This is a genomic window from Mesorhizobium sp. M5C.F.Cr.IN.023.01.1.1 (assembly GCF_003997585.1).
GTDB lineage: Bacteria > Pseudomonadota > Alphaproteobacteria > Rhizobiales > Rhizobiaceae > Mesorhizobium > Mesorhizobium wenxiniae.
On the sequence record NZ_RZSU01000021.1, the window covers coordinates 52,814 to 70,590 of the forward strand.

Genomic DNA, 17,777 nt, shown 5'->3' on the forward strand with positions numbered 1-17,777 from the left:
GGGATTGCAACATTCTTGTCCAGCGTCGGACACAGAATGTAGAAAGCTAGACACCGACTTGGAGCAACTCAATTGGTGGGATCGCTAGCCGATCATGTGCCCGGGGAGCATCCAGTTCGAAAGGTTGCGCTAAGCGGTTTGGTGACTTGGCCGAGGTCACCCAGGTGGAAATGACCAACACTTGTTCGTGAGCCTAGTGGCGCTCCCCTCGATGATGTCTGGCGGGGTGGTTAGCCGCCTCCGTGGGACAAGGTCAGTCTACAAGAATGGGCTATAGCCTCTCCTCGCCTGCCTCATTGGCCCTCCTTCAGAGCCGGCCACACGAGCTTTCGTCTTTCAGCACGGCGTTTTCTCGCCAGCTACCAGAGCCACACCGATGCCGTTAATGAGCGTCCAGTCGAGGGGTTGTGTGGCCCTGTCCATCTTGCCCAGCACCTTGGCTTCGCATTTGCCGGTGCGGCGGAAAGCCTTCAAGACGCAGTTCTTGACCTTCTCCAGATCAGCCTCGGACGGATATCGGCAAGGGTTCAGCTCGTCCTTTTGAACTTGCGCATCTTCGTGTTGGCGAACCCCAGGCCGCCCGACATATTTGCGGCCTATCCGGCACCTCAACTTCGAACAACCTTGCGGCAAGCTCTTGGGATAGCCCACGCTCGTGCCTCCACCACCCGCTCAGCAGAGCCAGATTTGTCGTTGATGGCACGGTACTTGCGCAGTCATTCGCAGACGCGTCACGGACCGAGAGTGTCGTCCCATGAATTCAATCACCAAAAAGGCCGCCCGACGTTGCTGGGACCGCCTGCAATTACCTTATCCCAGAATTGGGAGCAACGGCTTCAAAAGGGATAACTCATCACCTCAATTCTGTCGATCGCGCGGCCATCGAACCGCAGCCATCGATCAGACTTCCGCCTCGTTGCACTCATTGCGACCGCCTTGGTGCTTGCGACGACCGCTCAATTCTGGCTGCCAGGATAACCGCATATGGCGACGGAACTTCCTGCTTCAAAGCAATATAGAGATCGTCGATCATCCCCCCATCAAGGCCTCGATCGAGGACACCGCGTTCGGCTTGCTTGGTTCGCAGTGAACAGGCCGCACTTCGACGGATGCGATCGATGCGACCGCGCCGAGAACTCTCCCGCATTGTCGACGGTTGTGTCCGTCGGCCCTCCGATGAGGCCTCGGATGCGTGGGCGCCGAGGCCTCGACTGAGGCCGACTGGCCGCCGCCGGAAGGTCTAGCGGCTTTGATCCCCGGCGATATAGCCACCCCTGCTGCAACAGCTCCTAGCTGGAGAACTCATTCATGACCGAATCGGCGACAGATTTAGTGGACGCGGCTCTGTTCGACCGAGATCGGCTTGACCCAGAAAGTCCCTATCAACGGTCTGGCCCCGCATGGGGTGCGATCATTTCGCTTTCCTTCGGCACCTTCGGGCTTGTGACGGCAGAGTTTCTGCCCGCCAGCGTTCTGACACCGCTCGCGCATGATCTCGGTATCAGCACGGGCACGGCTGGACAGGCGCTAACAGCGACCGCAATCGTCGCGGCGATCTCGGCACCGACAATGGCCATCGTGACAAAGCGTCTGGACCGCAGGGTCGTCATCTGGGCGATGACGCTGCTGCTGATCCTGTCGAACGTTCTGGCGGAGGTTGCGGGGTCGCTGCCGGTGTTGCTGGCGGCACGCGTCGTCCTCGGCATATCGCTCGGTGGTTTTTGGTCAATTTCGGCAGCGTTGGCAATGCGGCTGGTTCCAAGTCACCTCATGCCGCGCGCCATGTCGATCATCCTCACCGGCGTTTCTGTCGCCTCCGTCTGCGCGGCTCCAATCGGCGCTTATGTCGGTGACATTTGGGGATGGCGAGCCTCGTTCAAGGTCGCCGCAATCGTGAGTGCCGTTGCGCTGCTCGTGCAACTCGTAACCATTCCGCCACTGCCTCCGATCGAAGTGCGCAGATTCCGCAGTCCGCTGGATGTCGCGAAGAATCCGACGATGAAGGTTGCGGTCCTAGTCGTGCTATTGGTCGCTTCCGGCCATTTTGCCAGCTTCGCCTACATCCGCGACTTTCTCGAGAGCGTTCCTCCGCTCGACAAGAAGTCGATCCCGCTCGTGTTCCTTGCTTCTGGCACGGCCGGCGTCTTCGGCAATTTAGCGGGCGCATTCCTCACCAAACACAGTCTCAAGGCAGTCGCGGCCCTGCCGCCCCTGCTCATTGCCGTAGCCGCTGTCTCGCTCCTGACTATGGGAGCATCGGCCTTGACCTCGGCAATTGCAGTTGCCGTATGGGGCTTTGCTTTTGGCGCGGTCCCGGTCGGATTGCAGACCTGGATGGTGCTGCGCGCCGCTCCGAAACAGGCCGAGAGCGCTGGTGTACTGATGGTCATAGCCTTCCAAGTGGCGATCGCAGCCGGCACAACTTTCGGTGGCCTATTGGTGGATCACACGGGCATTGCCAGTGTCTTTCTCTACAGCGCGGTTGCCACGTTCCTCGCTGTCTTGACAGTATTTCTGCTCGGCCCGAACCGCAACAGCTGACCGCCTGGTGGGGAGTGACGACGGTCGGTGGCGTTAACGCTATTGTCACCTCTGAGCTCGGCCAAAGGCCGCGGCTTCGTCGTAACCATGCCTTCGATGGGGCAGCGCCAAATTGCTACCTGCTCATCGCGTTATGACAATACAGCGCGCTTATTGCGTCATCGTGTTCCCGATCTCGGCTTCAATGCCCGGCTACTCGCTGCGGAGGCAGATGGGCGCCGGCGTCCCACCGACAACGATCGGTCTTTCTCATGTAGCTGTTCTCATGTAGCTGTCGGGGAAACGCGGCAGGTTTTCCGCCAGAACCCGCCAGTCGTCGCGCTCGCGTTCGCCTTCCTTGCGCGCACCGAACAACTGGATGATCATCTTGCCGTCGGACCCATATGCTTCGAGCGAGGTGACGTGACTGTCATTGGTCGGCTTGCGCACGGCCCAAACCTCACGGATTTGGTGGCTCCTGAGATGCAGCCGGAAGGTTTCGTCCAGCACATAGATGCACGGCCCGATCTGCTTGACCGACTTGATTAAGCCGGAATGGGTCTGGATAGAGCCTCGGTTGCCGACGAAGCACATGATCGGCAATTCGTCTTCGGCCGCACGCTGGAGCACGGCGCCAACTGCAGCATTGTCGAGCAGCCAAGCGTAATCCTGGCCTACCATGCGCAAAGCCTGGCAGCGGCTGAGCTTGAGCGTCTTCAGAAGGTTGACGTCAGTCAGCCGGCTCCAGTGCTCGCGTAGGTCGTCCACCGTGCCGGCCCGGTCCGCAGTCCTCGCGCCCAGGTCGGCTACTCTCGCCTTAAGCGACATGGTCGGCTCCTGGTTGGCGGATACGAGCTCGGCCACCAGCTTTCGATAGGCATGAAGGTTGGAGACCGGCCTGAGATGCACCTTATGCACTGCTGCGCCGGCGGCGTCGAAGAATTGCAAACTGCGCTGGATTCCGCCGCGATGGCGCCTTTCAACAGCGAAACCATACCTCCAAGCCTGCGGGAAGACGCGAAGGTCGAATTCGTCACCAAGGACCATGGCGTGATTGTTGCCGGTTATCACTTTGTTGAAGACGCCAATCTTTTCGTGCACGGCACCTTGATTGCGGGTCAGCGCCGTCACTTCGCCCACGAATTCGAGGCCCGTCAGCAGGTGATTGACGCGCGGGTCGATGCGTGCCGCGCCGAAACCGCAATGGGCCGCGACCAGTTCCGCTTCCGAAATGCCCAATTGGGCGGCGAAATCACGCGCGGGAATGCTCGGACAGACTTCCCACGCACGCCGGATTTCGTTGGGCGACCGCTTCTTGCGCTGATCCATGTTTTTAACCCCGCCCCGTTCTTCTTTTGACGATCGGTCGAAAAAAGGGCCTCAGGGGTGTGCACGGCGGACGCGATTGATCGTCAGGCACACGCCAGTCGAATCCTGTCTCCGGGCGGTCAGCGGCCAATCGCCGGTAGAGAGCGATTGTTGGGTGGTCGGCGCCAATCGGCCGATCGAGCATTCGAGTTCCACCGGCGGTGCTGCTTTCCCACACAAGGCGGGTCTGAGGGAGGAGCGACATATTGCTTCCTTCGTTCTTCGATTGCGAGGGCAACCCAAAGGTGAATCGGCCGGCAATTTTGCCGCCGCAACGAAGGCTCTCAAAAGTCGTGCCAGTTGCTCCGCGGCAAGCTCTGAACATCTTTGGCTCTGTTCATTGCTTTACGCGTGAGTGCATCGCGAACTCAGGCGCCCCTCCTGTGACGCGGACGCGACAAACCCGACAGTAAGTGTCGGTTGTCGGACGTCTCCCCAGCAATCGAGCATAGAGACGTCGGGATGTCCTACCGTTTTTACACACGTCTTCCCTTTGGCACGGTTCATGCGAGATGATCCGCGAAAACGTCACGGACCGAGGAGAAATCGAGCCATGATTACGCTCACCGACAACGCTGTTGCCGCCATCAAGGCCGCTCTTTACCGCGCCAGCGAGCCGGCGGAAGGATTTCGCATCATGGTCCATGCCGGCGGCTGCGCCGGCTTCCAATACTCAATGGGCCTGGAGAGCGTCTCACATGAGGGCGATACGATCATCGAGCGAGATGGGCTCAAGGTGTTCATGGATAGAGGCTCCCAACCCCATGCCGCCGGCATGACCGTCGACTTCGTCACAGGGCTCGAAACATCCGGCTTTGTTTTCGATAACCCCAATGCGCAGGAGAAGTGCAGCTGCGGCAAGTCCTGCAAATGATTGCAGGGGAACAGGCTATGTTCGACTATAGCGACGCCAAGGAATACTGCGTCAAACCGGTAACCCCCGGCGCTCTGGAACCAGCCGACACGCACTGTCGGCCCGGAACAATTGCGTTCGGTGATGTGCCAAATCGCGATCATCGATCGTTGCCGTGGGCAAGCAAACAACATTGCCCGAAACAGCTGAATTCCCGGCGGATGCCGCCACCAAATGGCAATGTCGGCAGCGACCGGTCAGCCAAGCCATCGCTCGCCCGGCCGCCCACCTCACCAGATACGATATGCGCCAGAGGTTCAATGGCCCGCCTACCCTTGAATCATTTCAGCAGTTGAAGGATCACTCCCATGAGACCTGTCTATCTCGACAACAACGCAACGACGCGGGTTGATCCTGCAGTCCTTGGAGCGATGTTGCCTTTCTTTACGGAGCAATTTGGCAATCCTTCGTCCATGCACGCCTATGGCGCATCGGTTGCTGAAGCCGTGAGAAAGGCGAGGCGGCAGTTGCAAGCCCTCATCGGCGCGGGATTCGAGGACGAGATCATCTTCACCTCGGGCGGGACTGAAAGCGACAGTACAGCCATCCTTTCGGCGCTCGAGGTAATGCCCGGTCGAACGGAAATAGTGACTTCCGCGGTTGAACATCCGGCCGTTCTGAAGTTGTGCGCGCACCTTGAAAAGACGCGCGGCGTCAAGGTGCACATTATCCCAGTCGATCACCACGGCCGGCTCGACCTGGACGCCTACAGAACCGCCCTCACCCCACAAGTGGCAATCGTCTCGATAATGTGGGCGAACAGTGAGACCGGTACGATCTTTCCCGTGGTTGAGCTTGCCGACCTAGCCAGGGAAGTCGGCGCGCTTTTCCACACTGATGCAGTGCAGGCGGTCGGAAGGTTTCCGATTGAGCTGAAATCGACCGCGATCGACATGCTGTCGCTCTCCGCCCACAAGCTGCATGGTCCAAAGGGGATAGGCGCGCTTTATGTAAGACGTGGCGTGCGCTTCTCCTCCCTGATCAAGGGTGGCCACCAAGAGCGCGACCGGCGTGCAGGCACTGAAAACACACCCGGCATAGTCGGACTGGGCATGGCGGCCGAACTCGCCTTGAAATTCATGGACGAGACAACACGAATAAAATGGTTGCGCGACCGCCTTGAGAACGGGATCATCCAGCGCATCCCAAACGCATCCATCAACGGCGATCCGCAGGAGCGATTGCCAAACACTGCAAACATTGGATTCGAAGGTATCGAAGGCGATGCAATCCCAATTGTCCTCAGCCGGCTGGGAATCGCCTGTTCCGCCGGGTCCGCCTGTGCCTCTGGCTCAATGGAACCGAGCCATGTTCTGATCGCTATGAACGCGGCATGTGGGGCAGTCCGCTTCTCCTTGTCGCGTGACAACGGCGAAGATGACGTAGACCGCGTGCTTGAGGTCCTGCCTGCGATCATCGAGAAACTACGTGCCGTTCCCAGTGCTGGACTGTGCGGGCGAGGTGCAGAACACCTTCATTCCGGCCCGGGCCCGAGCGGCACAATAGCCGACGCCCACTCATGAGCCGTGAGGACTTCCTCAACGTGACGACCCTACGCAATGGAGAGCAGGCAACCCGGGGTCGCCTTCACCACTTCAGAAAAGCTTGAGATCGCCAAGTCTCTTGCCCCAGCCGCCGTGCCAGAGGTCGGCACGCCGTCAGCAATGTCACCAACGCATCGACACCACAATTTCGCGCCGGGAGAATACAATGAACTGCTCCGCTGACAGCCGCCCGATTGATCCCACCGATATCCTGGCGCGACTGAAGGGCCTGTCGGCTGCGGAGGACTTCTTCGCCTGCCTTGGCGTCTCCTACGACCCGAAAGTGATGAATGTCTCGCGGCTCCATATCATGAAGCGCGTGGGCCAATACCTTGCCGAAGAAGATTTCTCCGGTCTGCCTGACCAGGTAATCGCCGCGCGGGTGCGCGCCAAGCTGGAACGCGCCTACGAAGATTTCGCGACTTCCTCGCCGCTCACGCAACGTGTGTTCAAGGTGCTAAGGGACCACGATCCAAACATATGTCCCGCACCTGGCCGCGCCTTCGTCCCGCTCGACTCTGCACTGAAGCGGTTCGGAAAGTAATGAGCCCGACACGGCTGCGACGCGACAATGTCGGGAAGTCGACAAATCCAGTCCTCATGACGCCTCCTCGGACGCAAACGAAGCCACCTTCTGGAATAGAGGCAGGAAGAAGACTTGGCATGAACGATGCAGGCAATGAGGTGAACCGCCAAGCACGCATCCGGACTGGGAGCTTAGAGAAATCGCCAATGCACATCGTAATCTGCATCAAGCAGGTGCCGGATTCGGCCCAGATCCGCGTCCACCCGGTGACGAACACGATCATGCGTCAGGGTGTGCCGACCATCATCAATCCTTACGACCTGTTCGCCCTCGAAGAAGCGCTCAAACTGCGCGACGTTCATGGTGGCGAGGTTACTGTGCTCACAATGGGTCCGCCCATGGCGGAGGACTCGCTGCGAAAGGCGCTCGGTTACGGTGCTGACCGAGCAGTTCTCTTGACGGACCGCTATTTTGCCGGATCCGATACGCTGGCGACCTCCTTTGCTCTTTCGCAAGCAATCGCAAAAATTGGGGAGACTTTCGGCAGGCCAGACATCGTCTTCACCGGCAAGCAGACGATTGACGGCGATACCGCCCAGGTCGGACCAGGCATAGCCAAGCGCCTGAATCTATCGCAACTTACCTACGTCGCGAAGATTGCCTCCATCGATCTCAAAACGCGCGAGATCGAAGTCGCGCGTCGCGCCGAAGGCGGCACCCAGTTGCTGAAGAGCAGACTCCCCTGCCTCATTACCATGCTGGAAGACACCAACGAAATCCGCCGGGGCTCGCTCCAGCAGGCTCTTTGCGCGGCGCGCAGCCAAGTCGTGAAGTGGACTGCAGCCGACGCCGGCATTGACGATCTCACCCGGTGCGGTCTGCGTGGCTCGCCGACAGTCGTCAAGCGTGTTTTCGCCCCCACCGCACGGGCAGAAAGCGCGGCGCAGATCGACACCGCGGAAAAGGGCTTGCAGGACATCGCCGATGAACTCATCGCCGATATCTTAACCCGCCGGCCGGCGCTGGAACATGAGTTGGCCTTCAACAGCGGCACGTGACGGCCAGGAGCAGAAAATGTCGACCGCAAGCCAAGCTACCCCTCGCCTTGCCCCCGGCCGTGCCGGTGTAAAGAAAGAACTTCCCGACCGTTTCAAAGACTACCGGCACGTGTGGGTCTTCCTCGAGCTCGAACGCGGCAATGTGCATCCTGTATCATTCGAACTGCTGGGTGAAGGCCGCAAATTAGCCGACAAGCTTGAAGTCCAGCTCGCGGGCGTCGTGCTGGGACCGCCGGGCGAGATGGTCGAGGACGCTGTTGCCGAGGCCTTCGCTTACGGGGCGGATCTTGTCTACATCGTCGATGCGCCGCCGCTCGCCGACTACCGCAACGAGCCGTTCGCCAAGGCGCTCACGGATCTGGTCAATACCCATAAACCCGAAATCCTCCTTCTCGGCGCGACCACACTGGGCAGGGATCTTGCGGGCTCGGTAGCGACGACCCTGCAGACGGGGCTCACGGCCGACTGCACCGAACTTGATGTAGATTCCGACGGTTCACTCGCCGCGACCCGTCCGACTTTTGGTGGCTCGTTGTTGTGTACGATCTATACACTAAATTACCGGCCGCAAATGGCGACGGTGCGACCAAGGGTCATGCCTATGCCGCAACGGGTGGATAAGCCGGTCGGGCGTGTCATGCGGCACAAGCTGTCGCTCGTTGAGGACGATATCGTCACCAAAGTCCTCGGCTTCCTACCGGATAACCAGTCGGCAATGGCAAATCTTGCCTATGCGGATGTCGTGGTTGCGGGAGGCCTCGGTCTCGGTGCGGCGGAGAACCTTCAGCTTGTGAAGAATCTTGCCCGAGCGATCGGCGCCGAGCATGGCTGTTCGCGCCCCTTGGTCCAGAAGGGCTGGATGCCGGCTGATCGCCAGATTGGCCAAACTGGCAAGACCATTCGACCGAAGCTTTACATCGCGGCCGGAATTTCCGGCGCCATCCAGCACCGAGTTGGGGTCGAGGGGGCCGATCTCATCGTCGCGATCAACACCGATCCGAACGCGCCGATTTTCGAGTTCGCCCACCTCGGGATCGTCACGGATGCAATCCGCTTCCTGCCCGCACTCACGGAAGCCTTCACCCGGCGGCTGTCGCCGCACAGTCGAGACAAGCTTGCGAGTTGAGGGAGAGGACATGATTGAACAATTCGATGCCATTGTGGTCGGAGCCGGCATGTCCGGAAACGCAGCTGCTTACACTTTGGCAAGCCAGGGGCTGAAGGTACTGCAGTTGGAGCGCGGGGAATATCCGGGCTCTAAGAACGTCCAGGGCGCCATAATGTACGCGAACATGCTGGAGAAGATCATCCCGGACTTCCGGGATGATGCGCCCCTCGAGCGGCACCTGGTCGAACAGCGACTTTGGGTGATGGACAACACATCTCACACCGGAATTCATTACCGGTCGGACGACTTCAATGAGGCGAAACCCAACCGCTACACGATCATCCGCGCCCAGTTCGACAAATGGTTTTCCCGCAAGGTGCGCGAGGCTGGCGCGACGGTCCTGTGTGAGACGACCGCGACGGAACTCGTCCGTGATGGCAATGGCAAGGTGATCGGCGTCCGCACAGACCGGGCTGGCGGAGTGGTCTTCGCGAATGTGGTCGTTCTCGCAGAAGGGGTGTCGGGATTGCTTGGCACTCGCGCAGGCCTGCGCGAGATGCCGAAGCCGGAGACCGTGGCGCTTGCCGTCAAGGAAATGCATTTCTTGCCCGAAGAGGTCATTGACCAGCGGTTCGGTGTCAAGGGCGATGAAGGCTGCGTAATCGAGGCCGTGGGCACGATCTCTCGCGACATGGCCGGGCTCGGCTTCCTTTACACCAACAAGGAGTCGATTTCACTCGGCATCGGCTGCCTGGTCTCGGATTTCGCCGCGATGTTGGAGAGCCCGTCCGCCCTCCTAGACGCGATGAAAAACCATCCTTCGATCCGGCCGCTGATCGCTGGCTCGGAGGTGAAAGAATATGCCGCCCATCTTATCCCCGAAGGTGGTTACAGGGCCATTCCGCAGCTCTTCGGCGACGGTTGGGTCATCGTCGGCGACGCAGCGCAACTGAACAATGCCATTCACCGTGAGGGTTCGAACCTTGCCATGACCTCGGGTCGTGTCGCGGCTGAGGCGATCATCAAAGTCAAAAGCCGCAACGGTCCTATGACCAAAGGGAACCTTGCGCTCTACAAGACGATGCTGGATGAATCCTTTGTGATCAAGGATCTTAAGAAATACAAGGACATGCCAGCCTTACTCCACACCAATTCCAGCAACTTTTTTACCAGCTATCCGCGGTTGATGTCGTATGCCGCTCAGAACTTCATGCGTGTCGACGGCACGCCGAAGATCGAGAAGGAAAGGGCCACCACGGCCGCCTTCATCAACGCGCGCTCGCGCTGGGGGTTGGTCAGCGACGCGGTCCGGCTGGCATTGGCATGGCGCTGAAGAGGGTACAAGATGACGATCGCAGTGACGAAGGTTCGTGTCGAGGACAAGCTTTACCAGAACCGCTACCTGGTCGATTCCGGCCGCCCCCATATCATAGTGCGACCGCACGAGAAGCCAAGCGCGAACTTGCTTGCGTTGACCTACGTCTGTCCAGCGAAATGCTATGAGTTGAATGACAGGGGCCAAGTCGAGATCACCGCCGACGGCTGCATGGAATGCGGCACCTGCCGGATATTGTGCGAGAAAGGCGGCGACATCGAGTGGAACTATCCGCGCGGCGGCTTTGGTGTCCTGTTCAAGTTCGGATGATCAGCCGGGACCGTGCCAAGAGCATGCCGGCAGCGAGCAACTGCGGCACACCATGAGCCTCTCCATCCACTTGCAAAGAGCTAGTGAATATTGGGCGTTCGCAATTCAAATTTCCTCGACTGGTAGGGGTGTCCTCAGGCCACGGCGGCGGCCTGTGCGCCGGACTTACCACCGGTAACGTGGTCGAGCCCCTTTGGGACAACGTTCGGCCATCGTGCCGGATGGCAGCCACAACGGCCGGTGAGCAAATGGAACGGCACAATCCATGACAAAGACGTATGTGCTAGTGCATGGTGCCTGGCATGGCGGATGGTGTTGGCGGGACGTCGCCGCCAATCTTCGCAAGATGGGATGCCACGTGGCCACGCCGACCCAGACAGGTGTCGGCGAACGCGCACATTTGCTGTGCAAGGACATCACGCCCGACACATTCGTGACCGACATCGTCAACCACATTGTAACGGAAGAGCTGAGCGATGTGATCCTTGTCGGTCACAGTCTAGGCGGCATCAGCATCACCGGCGCCGCCGACCGGATACCCGACCATATCAGCCATCTCGTTTATCTCGCTCGACGGCGCCATCGTCGAGAGCGGTCAAAGTGTATTCAGCACCATGCCCCCCGACATCGTCGCCGCCCGTCGAAAATTGGTTGCGGAGGAAGGACGGGGTATCTTCATGCCGACTCCGCCGCCAACAGCATTCGGCATTCCCAAGGGACACTCGCTCACGGACTGGGTGCGGCGCCGGATAACACCGCATGCGGCAAGCACCTACGAAAGCAGACTTAAGCTCGAGCCCCCGCTCGGCAACGGCAGGCCCCGAACCTATGTCGTCTGCACTAATCCGCTCCACCCGCCGACGGCGGGAGCGCGAGAATGGGTCGCGAAGCAGGATGGCTGGGCGTGGCAGGAACTCGCCACTGGCCACGACGCAATGATCCTCGCACCGACGGAAGTTGCTCTCCTTCTTAGCGCTGTCGGCTGAGGAACCAAGTAAAGGGTGAGCGGGCGGCCGATTCTCAGGCCGCGGCCTTGAGTTCTGGTGCACGGATGTAGGCCCAACGGGTCGTTCCGGTGGCGCCACCGAAACCACCACCGGAACAAAGGCGGGAGTGGCCTGTCCTGCCGACGTCGCAAGCTTGCGAGCGTTCCGCCGCGGCCGCAGCCCGTAGCGCCGGGCAACCTCCGAGATCACCACGTTCGGCCCCAGGGTCTCGGCGATGACTCCGTCCCTTGTCGTCCATCGACCAATGCCTGCCGACTAACAGCGCCGTTGATCACCTTGAAACGCCGAGGCTGCCGCTCAGGGTCAATCGTAAAGTTCAAGTTCAGACACAAGCCGATCTCCGATCCACCTCAGAATCGGCAGGCCCACAGATCGCGGGCACTCCTGGAAGGACACAGCGCTTACCCTTGAAATATGGAGAACCATGGCTTTACGCCGTCGGCAGTTGAGCTGATCTCGCAATGCTATTTCCCCGGCAACGTCCGCGAGCTGGAGAACTGCGTGTAAAGAACAGCCACACTTGCGCGTTCTCCTCTGGAAGGAACCAATCTTTCGGAACGTGGCAATGGCATCGACGAGCTCTCACGGCCCAGCACGAAGCCGGTTAGGCGCATCGGCGCCCCTGAACACGAGATAGCCGGTTGCGATTCTAACGATACGGCCGGACCGGCGCTGGGACCGCGACGGACGGAGCGTGACCGGCTGATCGACACAATGGAGAAGGCCGGCTGGGTTCAGGCTAATGCGGCTCGAATTCTCCGCCTCACGCCGCGACAAGTCGGCTAGGCGATACGCCGGCATAGTCTCGAGGTGAAGGAAATTCTAAGAGCCTGATGAGCCAATCGTCAGGCCAGTGGTCTTGCGCGCCCTCTGCGCGACAAGGAGTGCTTTGTGCTTCTGAACGGATTTGGACTTGCACTGTCGCAAGCAGGACAAAATTGTGTCGCGCCGGCCTCACACAATCCGACATCGACCCAAATAGTGAACTGAAGCCGCTTTTTTAAGTTGGTATGGCTCTTGCACCTTGAACCGCGACGTTACCAGCAACGGAGCCGTTTGATGTCCTCACCGACAGTTTCGATTGAGGGGCCGACCAGCACGACATCCGAGGGTTTTCTGGCAGCCGCGAAATCCGGTGGCTGCGCACCGTCCTCCTACGGTTCGTCGCCGACCAGCCCGGGCGATGTGGATCCGGCTATTTGGGACAAGATCAAGGATCACCCCTGCTTTTCGGAGGAAGCGCATCACTATTTCGCGCGTATGCATGTGGCGGTCGCGCCGGCTTGCAATGTCCAGTGCAACTACTGCAATCGCAAATACGATTGCGCCAACGAGAGCCGGCCTGGTGTTGTGTCTGAGAAGCTGACGCCCGACCAAGCGCTACGCAAGGTCATCGCGGTTGCCAACGAAGTTCCGCAGCTTTCGGTTCTTGGCATCGCTGGGCCGGGGGATGCCTGTTACGACTGGGAGAAAACGAAGGCAACGTTCGACCGCGTCATCAGGGAAATCCCCGACATAAAGCTGTGCGTCTCCACCAACGGGCTCGTGCTGCCGGACCATGTAGCTGAGCTTGCCGAAATGAATGTTGATCACGTGACGATCACCATCAACATGGTCGACCCGGAAGTCGGCGCAAAGATCTATCCTTGGATTTTTTATGAAAATCGCCGCTACTTCGGCATCGAAGCCGCTCGAATCTTGCACGCGCGGCAGATGCTGGGCCTGGAGATGCTGAGCGCGCGCGGCATCCTCACCAAAATCAACTCGGTGATGATTCCTGGAGTGAACGACCAGCACCTGTTTGAGGTGAACAAAATGGTCAAGGAGCGGGGCGCGTTCCTGCACAACGTGATGCCTCTGATTTCGGACCCGGCGCACGGCACCCACTACGGACTCATCGGGCAGCGCGGCCCAACGGCAATGGAGATGATGGCTCTTCAGGATCGACTTGAAGGTGGCGCCAAGTTGATGCGCCACTGCCGGCAGTGCCGGGCAGATGCTGTCGGCCTGCTCGGTGAAGATCGTGGCCAGGAATTCACGCTGGATGGGATTCCCGACGATGTCACCTACGATGCTGGCAAGCGTCAGGCCTATCGGCAGGTGGTCGCACACGAGCGCCGTGATCATGAGGCGGCGAGGAGCGAGGCCATCGGTATGGTCAAGGCAACAGACTCCGAAAAGTCGCTTCTGGTTGCGGTGGCCACAAAGGGAGGTGGACGCGTCAACGAACACTTCGGCCACGCGAAGGAATTCCAGGTTTATGAAGTCTCGCCTAGAGGGATCAGCTTGGTCGGGCATCGGAAGGTCGAGCGGTATTGCCTCGGAGGCGGGGGCGAAGACGCCACCCTCGAGGGCGTCTTCGCTGCGCTGGAAGGCATACACATAGTGCTATGCGCCAAGATCGGAAATCGCCCGAAGGAACAACTCTCGCGAGCTGGACTGCGCGTAACCGACGCCTATGGCCATGACTACATCGAGACCGCAGTCAGCGCACTTTACGCGGCAGAGTTTGGGATCAGACCACTAGCGGCGACGGCCTGAGCGGTCTCGTCCGATAACCAGGAGTTAGAATGGCTTTCAAGATCATCGCATCCCAATGTACCCAATGCGGGGCCTGCGAGTTCGAATGTCCCTCGGAAGCGATCAAGTTCAAGGGCGACGCCTATGTGATCGATCCAATCAAGTGCACCGAATGCAAGGAGGCCTTCGATAAGCAGCAATGCGTGTCGGTCTGTCCGGTACCGAAAACCTGCGTTCCCGCTTGATTCCTACCGAAACGGTCGGGTTCGCCGCGCGAGGACGCCTGCAACCCGCGACCACACCAAAAGCCTCGAGAAAGGAATGGACAGCATGTGGTCCAGACGCGAACAGGAGGTCGAAATCGGCAGACCGCCACGGTTCATGCAGGGTGAGCGGGTCCGTGCAACACGCCACATAAAAAACGACGGCACCTATCCCGGCAAGGAGATCGGCGAAAACCTCGTGCGGAAGGGCGACGAAGGCTACGTGCGCGACATTGGAACCTTTCTCCAGCAATTCTTCATCTATGCGGTCGAATGGATCGATCGTGGCACGGTCGTCGGCATGCGAGCGCGCGAACTCATTAGCCTCGACAAAGTCGAGGTTCCCTGCGGAGCTGAAGGCATTTCCAACGGAGGAACAGCCGGATGAAAGTAATGATTCGCAGGACCGCTACTGGCTTGTCGGCTTATGTCCCCAAGAAGGATCTCGAAGAGCCGATCACCGAGATTGAGAACGCAGACTTATGGGGCGGGACCGTGACGCTCAGGAACGGTTGGCGGCTCATGCTGCCCGACCTTCCGCGCGATACGCGTTTGCCGATCACCGTCGAGGCGATGAAGATTTCCGACGGGGCCTGATGCCGGTGGGTTCAGTGGCGGAGAGGAAACGCGTATGAACACGATGCTGAGCTGGGACCATCTCGTCGTCGTCCGGGGCAGTTTTGCCAAAAAGCTGATTGACCTGCTGAAGGGCGCTCTCAAGGCCGATCGAGTGATCCCCTATCTCGGTCCTGGTCTTCTGCAGCTTAACACGCCGGAATCACCTGCACCTTGCACCCCTGAAGATGTCGCCGCGGCGCTCAACAAGCGGGCGCCTGCCCCTTCCAGGATTCGCACCAATATGTGGTCGGTCGCGCAGTTTATCGAGCAGCGCCGACATCGTCGGACTCTTCAAGCGTGGATGGCGGAGATATTCGCAGCCCCCGCCGAGCCGACCGTTCTTCACGCCTGGCTCGCAACCCTTCAACTGTCTGTCATCATCGACAGCTGGTACGATGGCGCCATGCGGGCAGCCCTTGCAGAGGCCGGCCAAACAGACGTTGTCGAGATACAAGGAACCACGCGAGCGACCGGAATTGGTAACATCTGGACGAGAACTTACGATTTGTCAGGAACAGAACTCGACGCCGAACAAGTGGCAAGGACGGTGCTCTATGCGCCGCACGGCAGCGTCAGGCCGGCCGCAAACTTCCTCGTGGCTGATTCCGATTACGTCGAAGTCCTAACCGAAATTGATATCCAGACGCCGATCCCGGACGTGGTGAAGCAACGGCGCGTCAACCGGGGCTTTTTCTTCGTTGGCTGTCGCTTCAACGATCAGATGCTGCGCACATATGCCAGACAGATGATGAAGCGCTCCACTGGCCCACATTTTGCGGTGATCGATTCGGCTACGCTGACCAGAAACGAACGTCGTTTCCTTGCCGAAGGCGCAATCACGGTCATCGACATGCCGATCGGCAACGCCGCGGCTCGCCTCGTCGGGGTCGATGCTAGCCAGGATTAATGGCCGGCGATTGCTGGTGAGTCGCTTGCCTCCAAGGGCGAAAACTCAGTTGGGAATACATCTGAGCAGTAATGCTACTGGCAGCACAACGGAGGCTCTGAATTCGTTGGGCCATGTGAAAGGGCCCGCTGCTGCGGGACGTGAGCACGTTGCGGCGGCATTACGCACATGATTTTGTGACACCCGTGGCAAAAGAACTGAAGCGCCCGAGCCGAACCGCGACAAGATATGCAGCGCTCAATGGCTTCGGCAGAAATTTGGCACAGTTTCGACAGTTCGCATGCACCTCCAGGGTCAAGGAGGTTGATTATGCCTGTTTATGTGGGTTGGCGACGCGAGCAGGAATTCCCACTACCTTTGCCCCGGCGGGAACATCGCGTGTGACCACGCTGCCAGCGCCTACGACCGCATTATCGCCAATCGTGACGCCAGGCAGAATGATTGCTCCACCGCCGATCCAGACACGGCTGCCAATGCGAACAGGACGCCCGACCTGCAGGCCGGCCTGTCGCTGCTCGGCATCATGTGGATGATCGGCGGTATAAATCTGCACGGCAGGCCCAATTGCCGTTCCTTGCCCGATTTTGACCTCTACCACGTCAAGAATAACGCAGTTGAAGTTGATGTAGGCATTGGCGCCAATGCGGATATTGAATCCGTAGTCGCAAAAAAAGGGCGGACGGATGACCGTTCCGCGCCCAACCTCTCCCAGCCGCTCGGACAAAAGCTCATGCCAATGCTCCGTGGTCTGCCCCAGCGTATCATTGTACCGCTTGAGCCAAGCCCCGGTGGCCAACAGGTCAGCTTGGATCTCCGGATCCGCCGCATTGTAAAACTCGCCTGCGAGCATCTTTTCTTTCTGGCTACGCATCATAGTCTCCCGTCAGGTCGTGTCCCGTGCAGTGATGCAGGAACGCACATCAAACTGCCTCGGCAACTTTGTAACTCGGTCTGCCGGGCGCGTGGTCAAGCCGGGGCGACAGTTTCGTCTCGACCAACTTCTGCGAATTTTGGAAATATCGCAGATCAACCGGTCGCAGGGCCAATACCTGACGAAGTCGGCAACTGTCCAGCGGTCGAACTCACTTTCATGCCCATCTCAACGGGTGCCATGAGCGCGGCGCAACGCGCTCGAACGCCGAAATACTTAATTCCCAAACACCCTCTAAGATTGAGAAAGTGCATCGTTTTGTACGAAACTAACAATCCCATTAGCTGAAGAGTTTGCAACACATCCGTGTCAGATCCCCATCAGCTTGAACGCCGCCTGGCTGACTTCAGTGTCGGGGTCTTTCAGATGCTCGGGTTCCTGGAAGTGGTTGGCGTTGAAGGCTATCGTTCGACTGGCCAATCTCCCCATGCCGCGCAGCGCTTCACCGAACACATCGGACTGGCGCTTGAACTCCGGACTGTCCTGGTCGGCTGACACGACGGCAATCGGGCAGGTGATCCGGTCGAGATGGCGCATCGGGCTGAATTCCGCCTCTTCCCCCCTCCGTCAGATGCAGGTAGCTGCTGCGCGAGGAAAGCATCACCGGATAGAGATCATACATGCCGCTCATCAGCAAGCCGCCCTTGAGGGCATCCGCCGGTAGGCTGCGCTCCGTCCAGTCGGTGATGAGGACGCAGGCCGCCAGATGCGCGCCGGAAGAATGACCCGCCACATACACCCGGTTCGGGTCGCCGCCGAAACTGGCGGCATTCTTCATCGTCCACTCCACCGCCCGCCTGCAATTCTCGACCATCTGTCGCAGCGTCAGCGTTTTCACACTGCCGAAGT

20 protein-coding genes are annotated in these 17,777 nt (G+C 59.4%); 16 read left to right on the top strand and 4 right to left on the bottom strand.

Annotated elements, in window-relative coordinates; all coding sequences use genetic code 11:
* Window positions 1–336 precede the first annotated feature (336 nt).
* The gene (locus EOA78_RS11480; RefSeq protein ID WP_091599500.1) at window positions 337–651 is read right to left on the bottom strand and encodes a hypothetical protein; all 315 of its coding nucleotides are present in this window, start codon (window positions 649–651) and stop codon (window positions 337–339) included.
* A 657-nt stretch (window positions 652–1,308) separates the two neighbouring features.
* Between EOA78_RS11480 and EOA78_RS11485 the strand changes: the two genes are divergently transcribed.
* A complete protein-coding gene (locus tag EOA78_RS11485) occupies window positions 1,309–2,541 on the top strand; it encodes an MFS transporter (protein WP_091599502.1) in 1,233 nt (410 codons plus the stop codon).
* 249 nt (window positions 2,542–2,790) lie between these two features.
* Here EOA78_RS11485 and EOA78_RS11490 read toward each other — a convergent pair whose 3' ends face one another.
* Window positions 2,791–3,849: a ChuX/HutX family heme-like substrate-binding protein gene (locus EOA78_RS11490; RefSeq protein WP_091599505.1), complete on the bottom strand. Its 1,059-nt coding sequence runs from the start codon at window positions 3,847–3,849 to the stop codon at window positions 2,791–2,793.
* Window positions 3,850–4,441: 592 nt separating this feature from the next.
* On the opposite strand from EOA78_RS11490, the gene EOA78_RS11495 reads away from it, so the two are divergent.
* The 15 genes from EOA78_RS11495 (at window position 4,442) to EOA78_RS11565 (ending at window position 15,997) form a co-directional block, all read left to right on the top strand.
* On the top strand, window positions 4,442–4,762 hold the full coding sequence (locus EOA78_RS11495) for an iron-sulfur cluster assembly accessory protein (protein ID WP_091599508.1): 321 nt from the start codon (window positions 4,442–4,444) through the stop codon (window positions 4,760–4,762).
* Between the two features lie 17 nt (window positions 4,763–4,779).
* A complete protein-coding gene (locus EOA78_RS11500; RefSeq protein WP_127284186.1) occupies window positions 4,780–5,097 on the top strand; it encodes a hypothetical protein in 318 nt (105 codons plus the stop codon).
* A 12-nt stretch (window positions 5,098–5,109) separates the two neighbouring features.
* Window positions 5,110–6,324: a cysteine desulfurase NifS gene (gene nifS, locus EOA78_RS11505; protein ID WP_091599511.1), complete on the top strand. Its 1,215-nt coding sequence runs from the start codon at window positions 5,110–5,112 to the stop codon at window positions 6,322–6,324.
* 187 nt (window positions 6,325–6,511) lie between these two features.
* Window positions 6,512–6,889, top strand: a complete 378-nt coding sequence (gene nifW / locus EOA78_RS11510) for a nitrogenase stabilizing/protective protein NifW (RefSeq protein WP_091599514.1) — start codon at window positions 6,512–6,514, stop codon at window positions 6,887–6,889.
* A gap of 188 nt (window positions 6,890–7,077) precedes the next feature.
* Window positions 7,078–7,929 carry an electron transfer flavoprotein subunit beta/FixA family protein gene (locus EOA78_RS11515; protein ID WP_091599518.1) on the top strand — a complete coding sequence of 284 codons (852 nt, stop codon included), beginning with the start codon at window positions 7,078–7,080 and terminating at the stop codon, window positions 7,927–7,929.
* A 16-nt stretch (window positions 7,930–7,945) separates the two neighbouring features.
* Window positions 7,946–9,055 (top strand): electron transfer flavoprotein subunit alpha/FixB family protein, encoded by a 1,110-nt coding sequence (locus EOA78_RS11520; RefSeq protein ID WP_091599520.1) that lies wholly within the window; start codon window positions 7,946–7,948, stop codon window positions 9,053–9,055.
* Window positions 9,056–9,065: 10 nt separating this feature from the next.
* A complete protein-coding gene (locus EOA78_RS11525; RefSeq protein WP_091599523.1) occupies window positions 9,066–10,370 on the top strand; it encodes an FAD-binding protein in 1,305 nt (434 codons plus the stop codon).
* A gap of 12 nt (window positions 10,371–10,382) precedes the next feature.
* Entirely contained in the window at window positions 10,383–10,682 is a 300-nt protein-coding gene (locus EOA78_RS11530; RefSeq protein WP_091599526.1) for a ferredoxin family protein, read from the top strand.
* Between the two features lie 265 nt (window positions 10,683–10,947).
* Window positions 10,948–11,472 (top strand): alpha/beta fold hydrolase, encoded by a 525-nt coding sequence (locus EOA78_RS11535; protein WP_245460551.1) that lies wholly within the window; start codon window positions 10,948–10,950, stop codon window positions 11,470–11,472.
* An 889-nt stretch (window positions 11,473–12,361) separates the two neighbouring features.
* The gene (locus tag EOA78_RS37930; RefSeq protein WP_329608782.1) at window positions 12,362–12,475 is read left to right on the top strand and encodes a helix-turn-helix domain-containing protein; all 114 of its coding nucleotides are present in this window, start codon (window positions 12,362–12,364) and stop codon (window positions 12,473–12,475) included.
* 273 nt (window positions 12,476–12,748) lie between these two features.
* Window positions 12,749–14,230 (top strand): nitrogenase cofactor biosynthesis protein NifB, encoded by a 1,482-nt coding sequence (nifB, locus tag EOA78_RS11545; RefSeq protein WP_091599529.1) that lies wholly within the window; start codon window positions 12,749–12,751, stop codon window positions 14,228–14,230.
* A 29-nt stretch (window positions 14,231–14,259) separates the two neighbouring features.
* The gene (locus EOA78_RS11550; protein WP_091599532.1) at window positions 14,260–14,454 is read left to right on the top strand and encodes a 4Fe-4S dicluster domain-containing protein; all 195 of its coding nucleotides are present in this window, start codon (window positions 14,260–14,262) and stop codon (window positions 14,452–14,454) included.
* 85 nt (window positions 14,455–14,539) lie between these two features.
* Window positions 14,540–14,860, top strand: a complete 321-nt coding sequence (locus EOA78_RS11555; RefSeq protein WP_029356589.1) for a nitrogen fixation protein NifZ — start codon at window positions 14,540–14,542, stop codon at window positions 14,858–14,860.
* The gene (gene nifT / locus EOA78_RS11560) at window positions 14,857–15,069 is read left to right on the top strand and encodes a putative nitrogen fixation protein NifT (RefSeq protein ID WP_024505230.1); all 213 of its coding nucleotides are present in this window, start codon (window positions 14,857–14,859) and stop codon (window positions 15,067–15,069) included. The genes EOA78_RS11555 and nifT overlap by 4 nt, the downstream gene beginning before the upstream one ends.
* A 34-nt stretch (window positions 15,070–15,103) precedes the next feature.
* Entirely contained in the window at window positions 15,104–15,997 is an 894-nt protein-coding gene (locus EOA78_RS11565; protein ID WP_091599535.1) for an SIR2 family protein, read from the top strand.
* A gap of 307 nt (window positions 15,998–16,304) precedes the next feature.
* Here the strand turns inward: EOA78_RS11565 and EOA78_RS11570 are convergent, their stop codons facing one another.
* Both EOA78_RS11570 and EOA78_RS11575 read right to left on the bottom strand, forming a co-directional pair.
* Complete coding sequence (locus EOA78_RS11570; RefSeq protein ID WP_091599538.1) at window positions 16,305–16,871, bottom strand: sugar O-acetyltransferase; 567 nt, start codon at window positions 16,869–16,871, stop codon at window positions 16,305–16,307.
* 366 nt (window positions 16,872–17,237) lie between these two features.
* Window positions 17,238–17,465 (bottom strand): hypothetical protein, encoded by a 228-nt coding sequence (locus EOA78_RS11575; protein ID WP_126057642.1) that lies wholly within the window; start codon window positions 17,463–17,465, stop codon window positions 17,238–17,240.
* Window positions 17,466–17,777 lie beyond the last annotated feature (312 nt).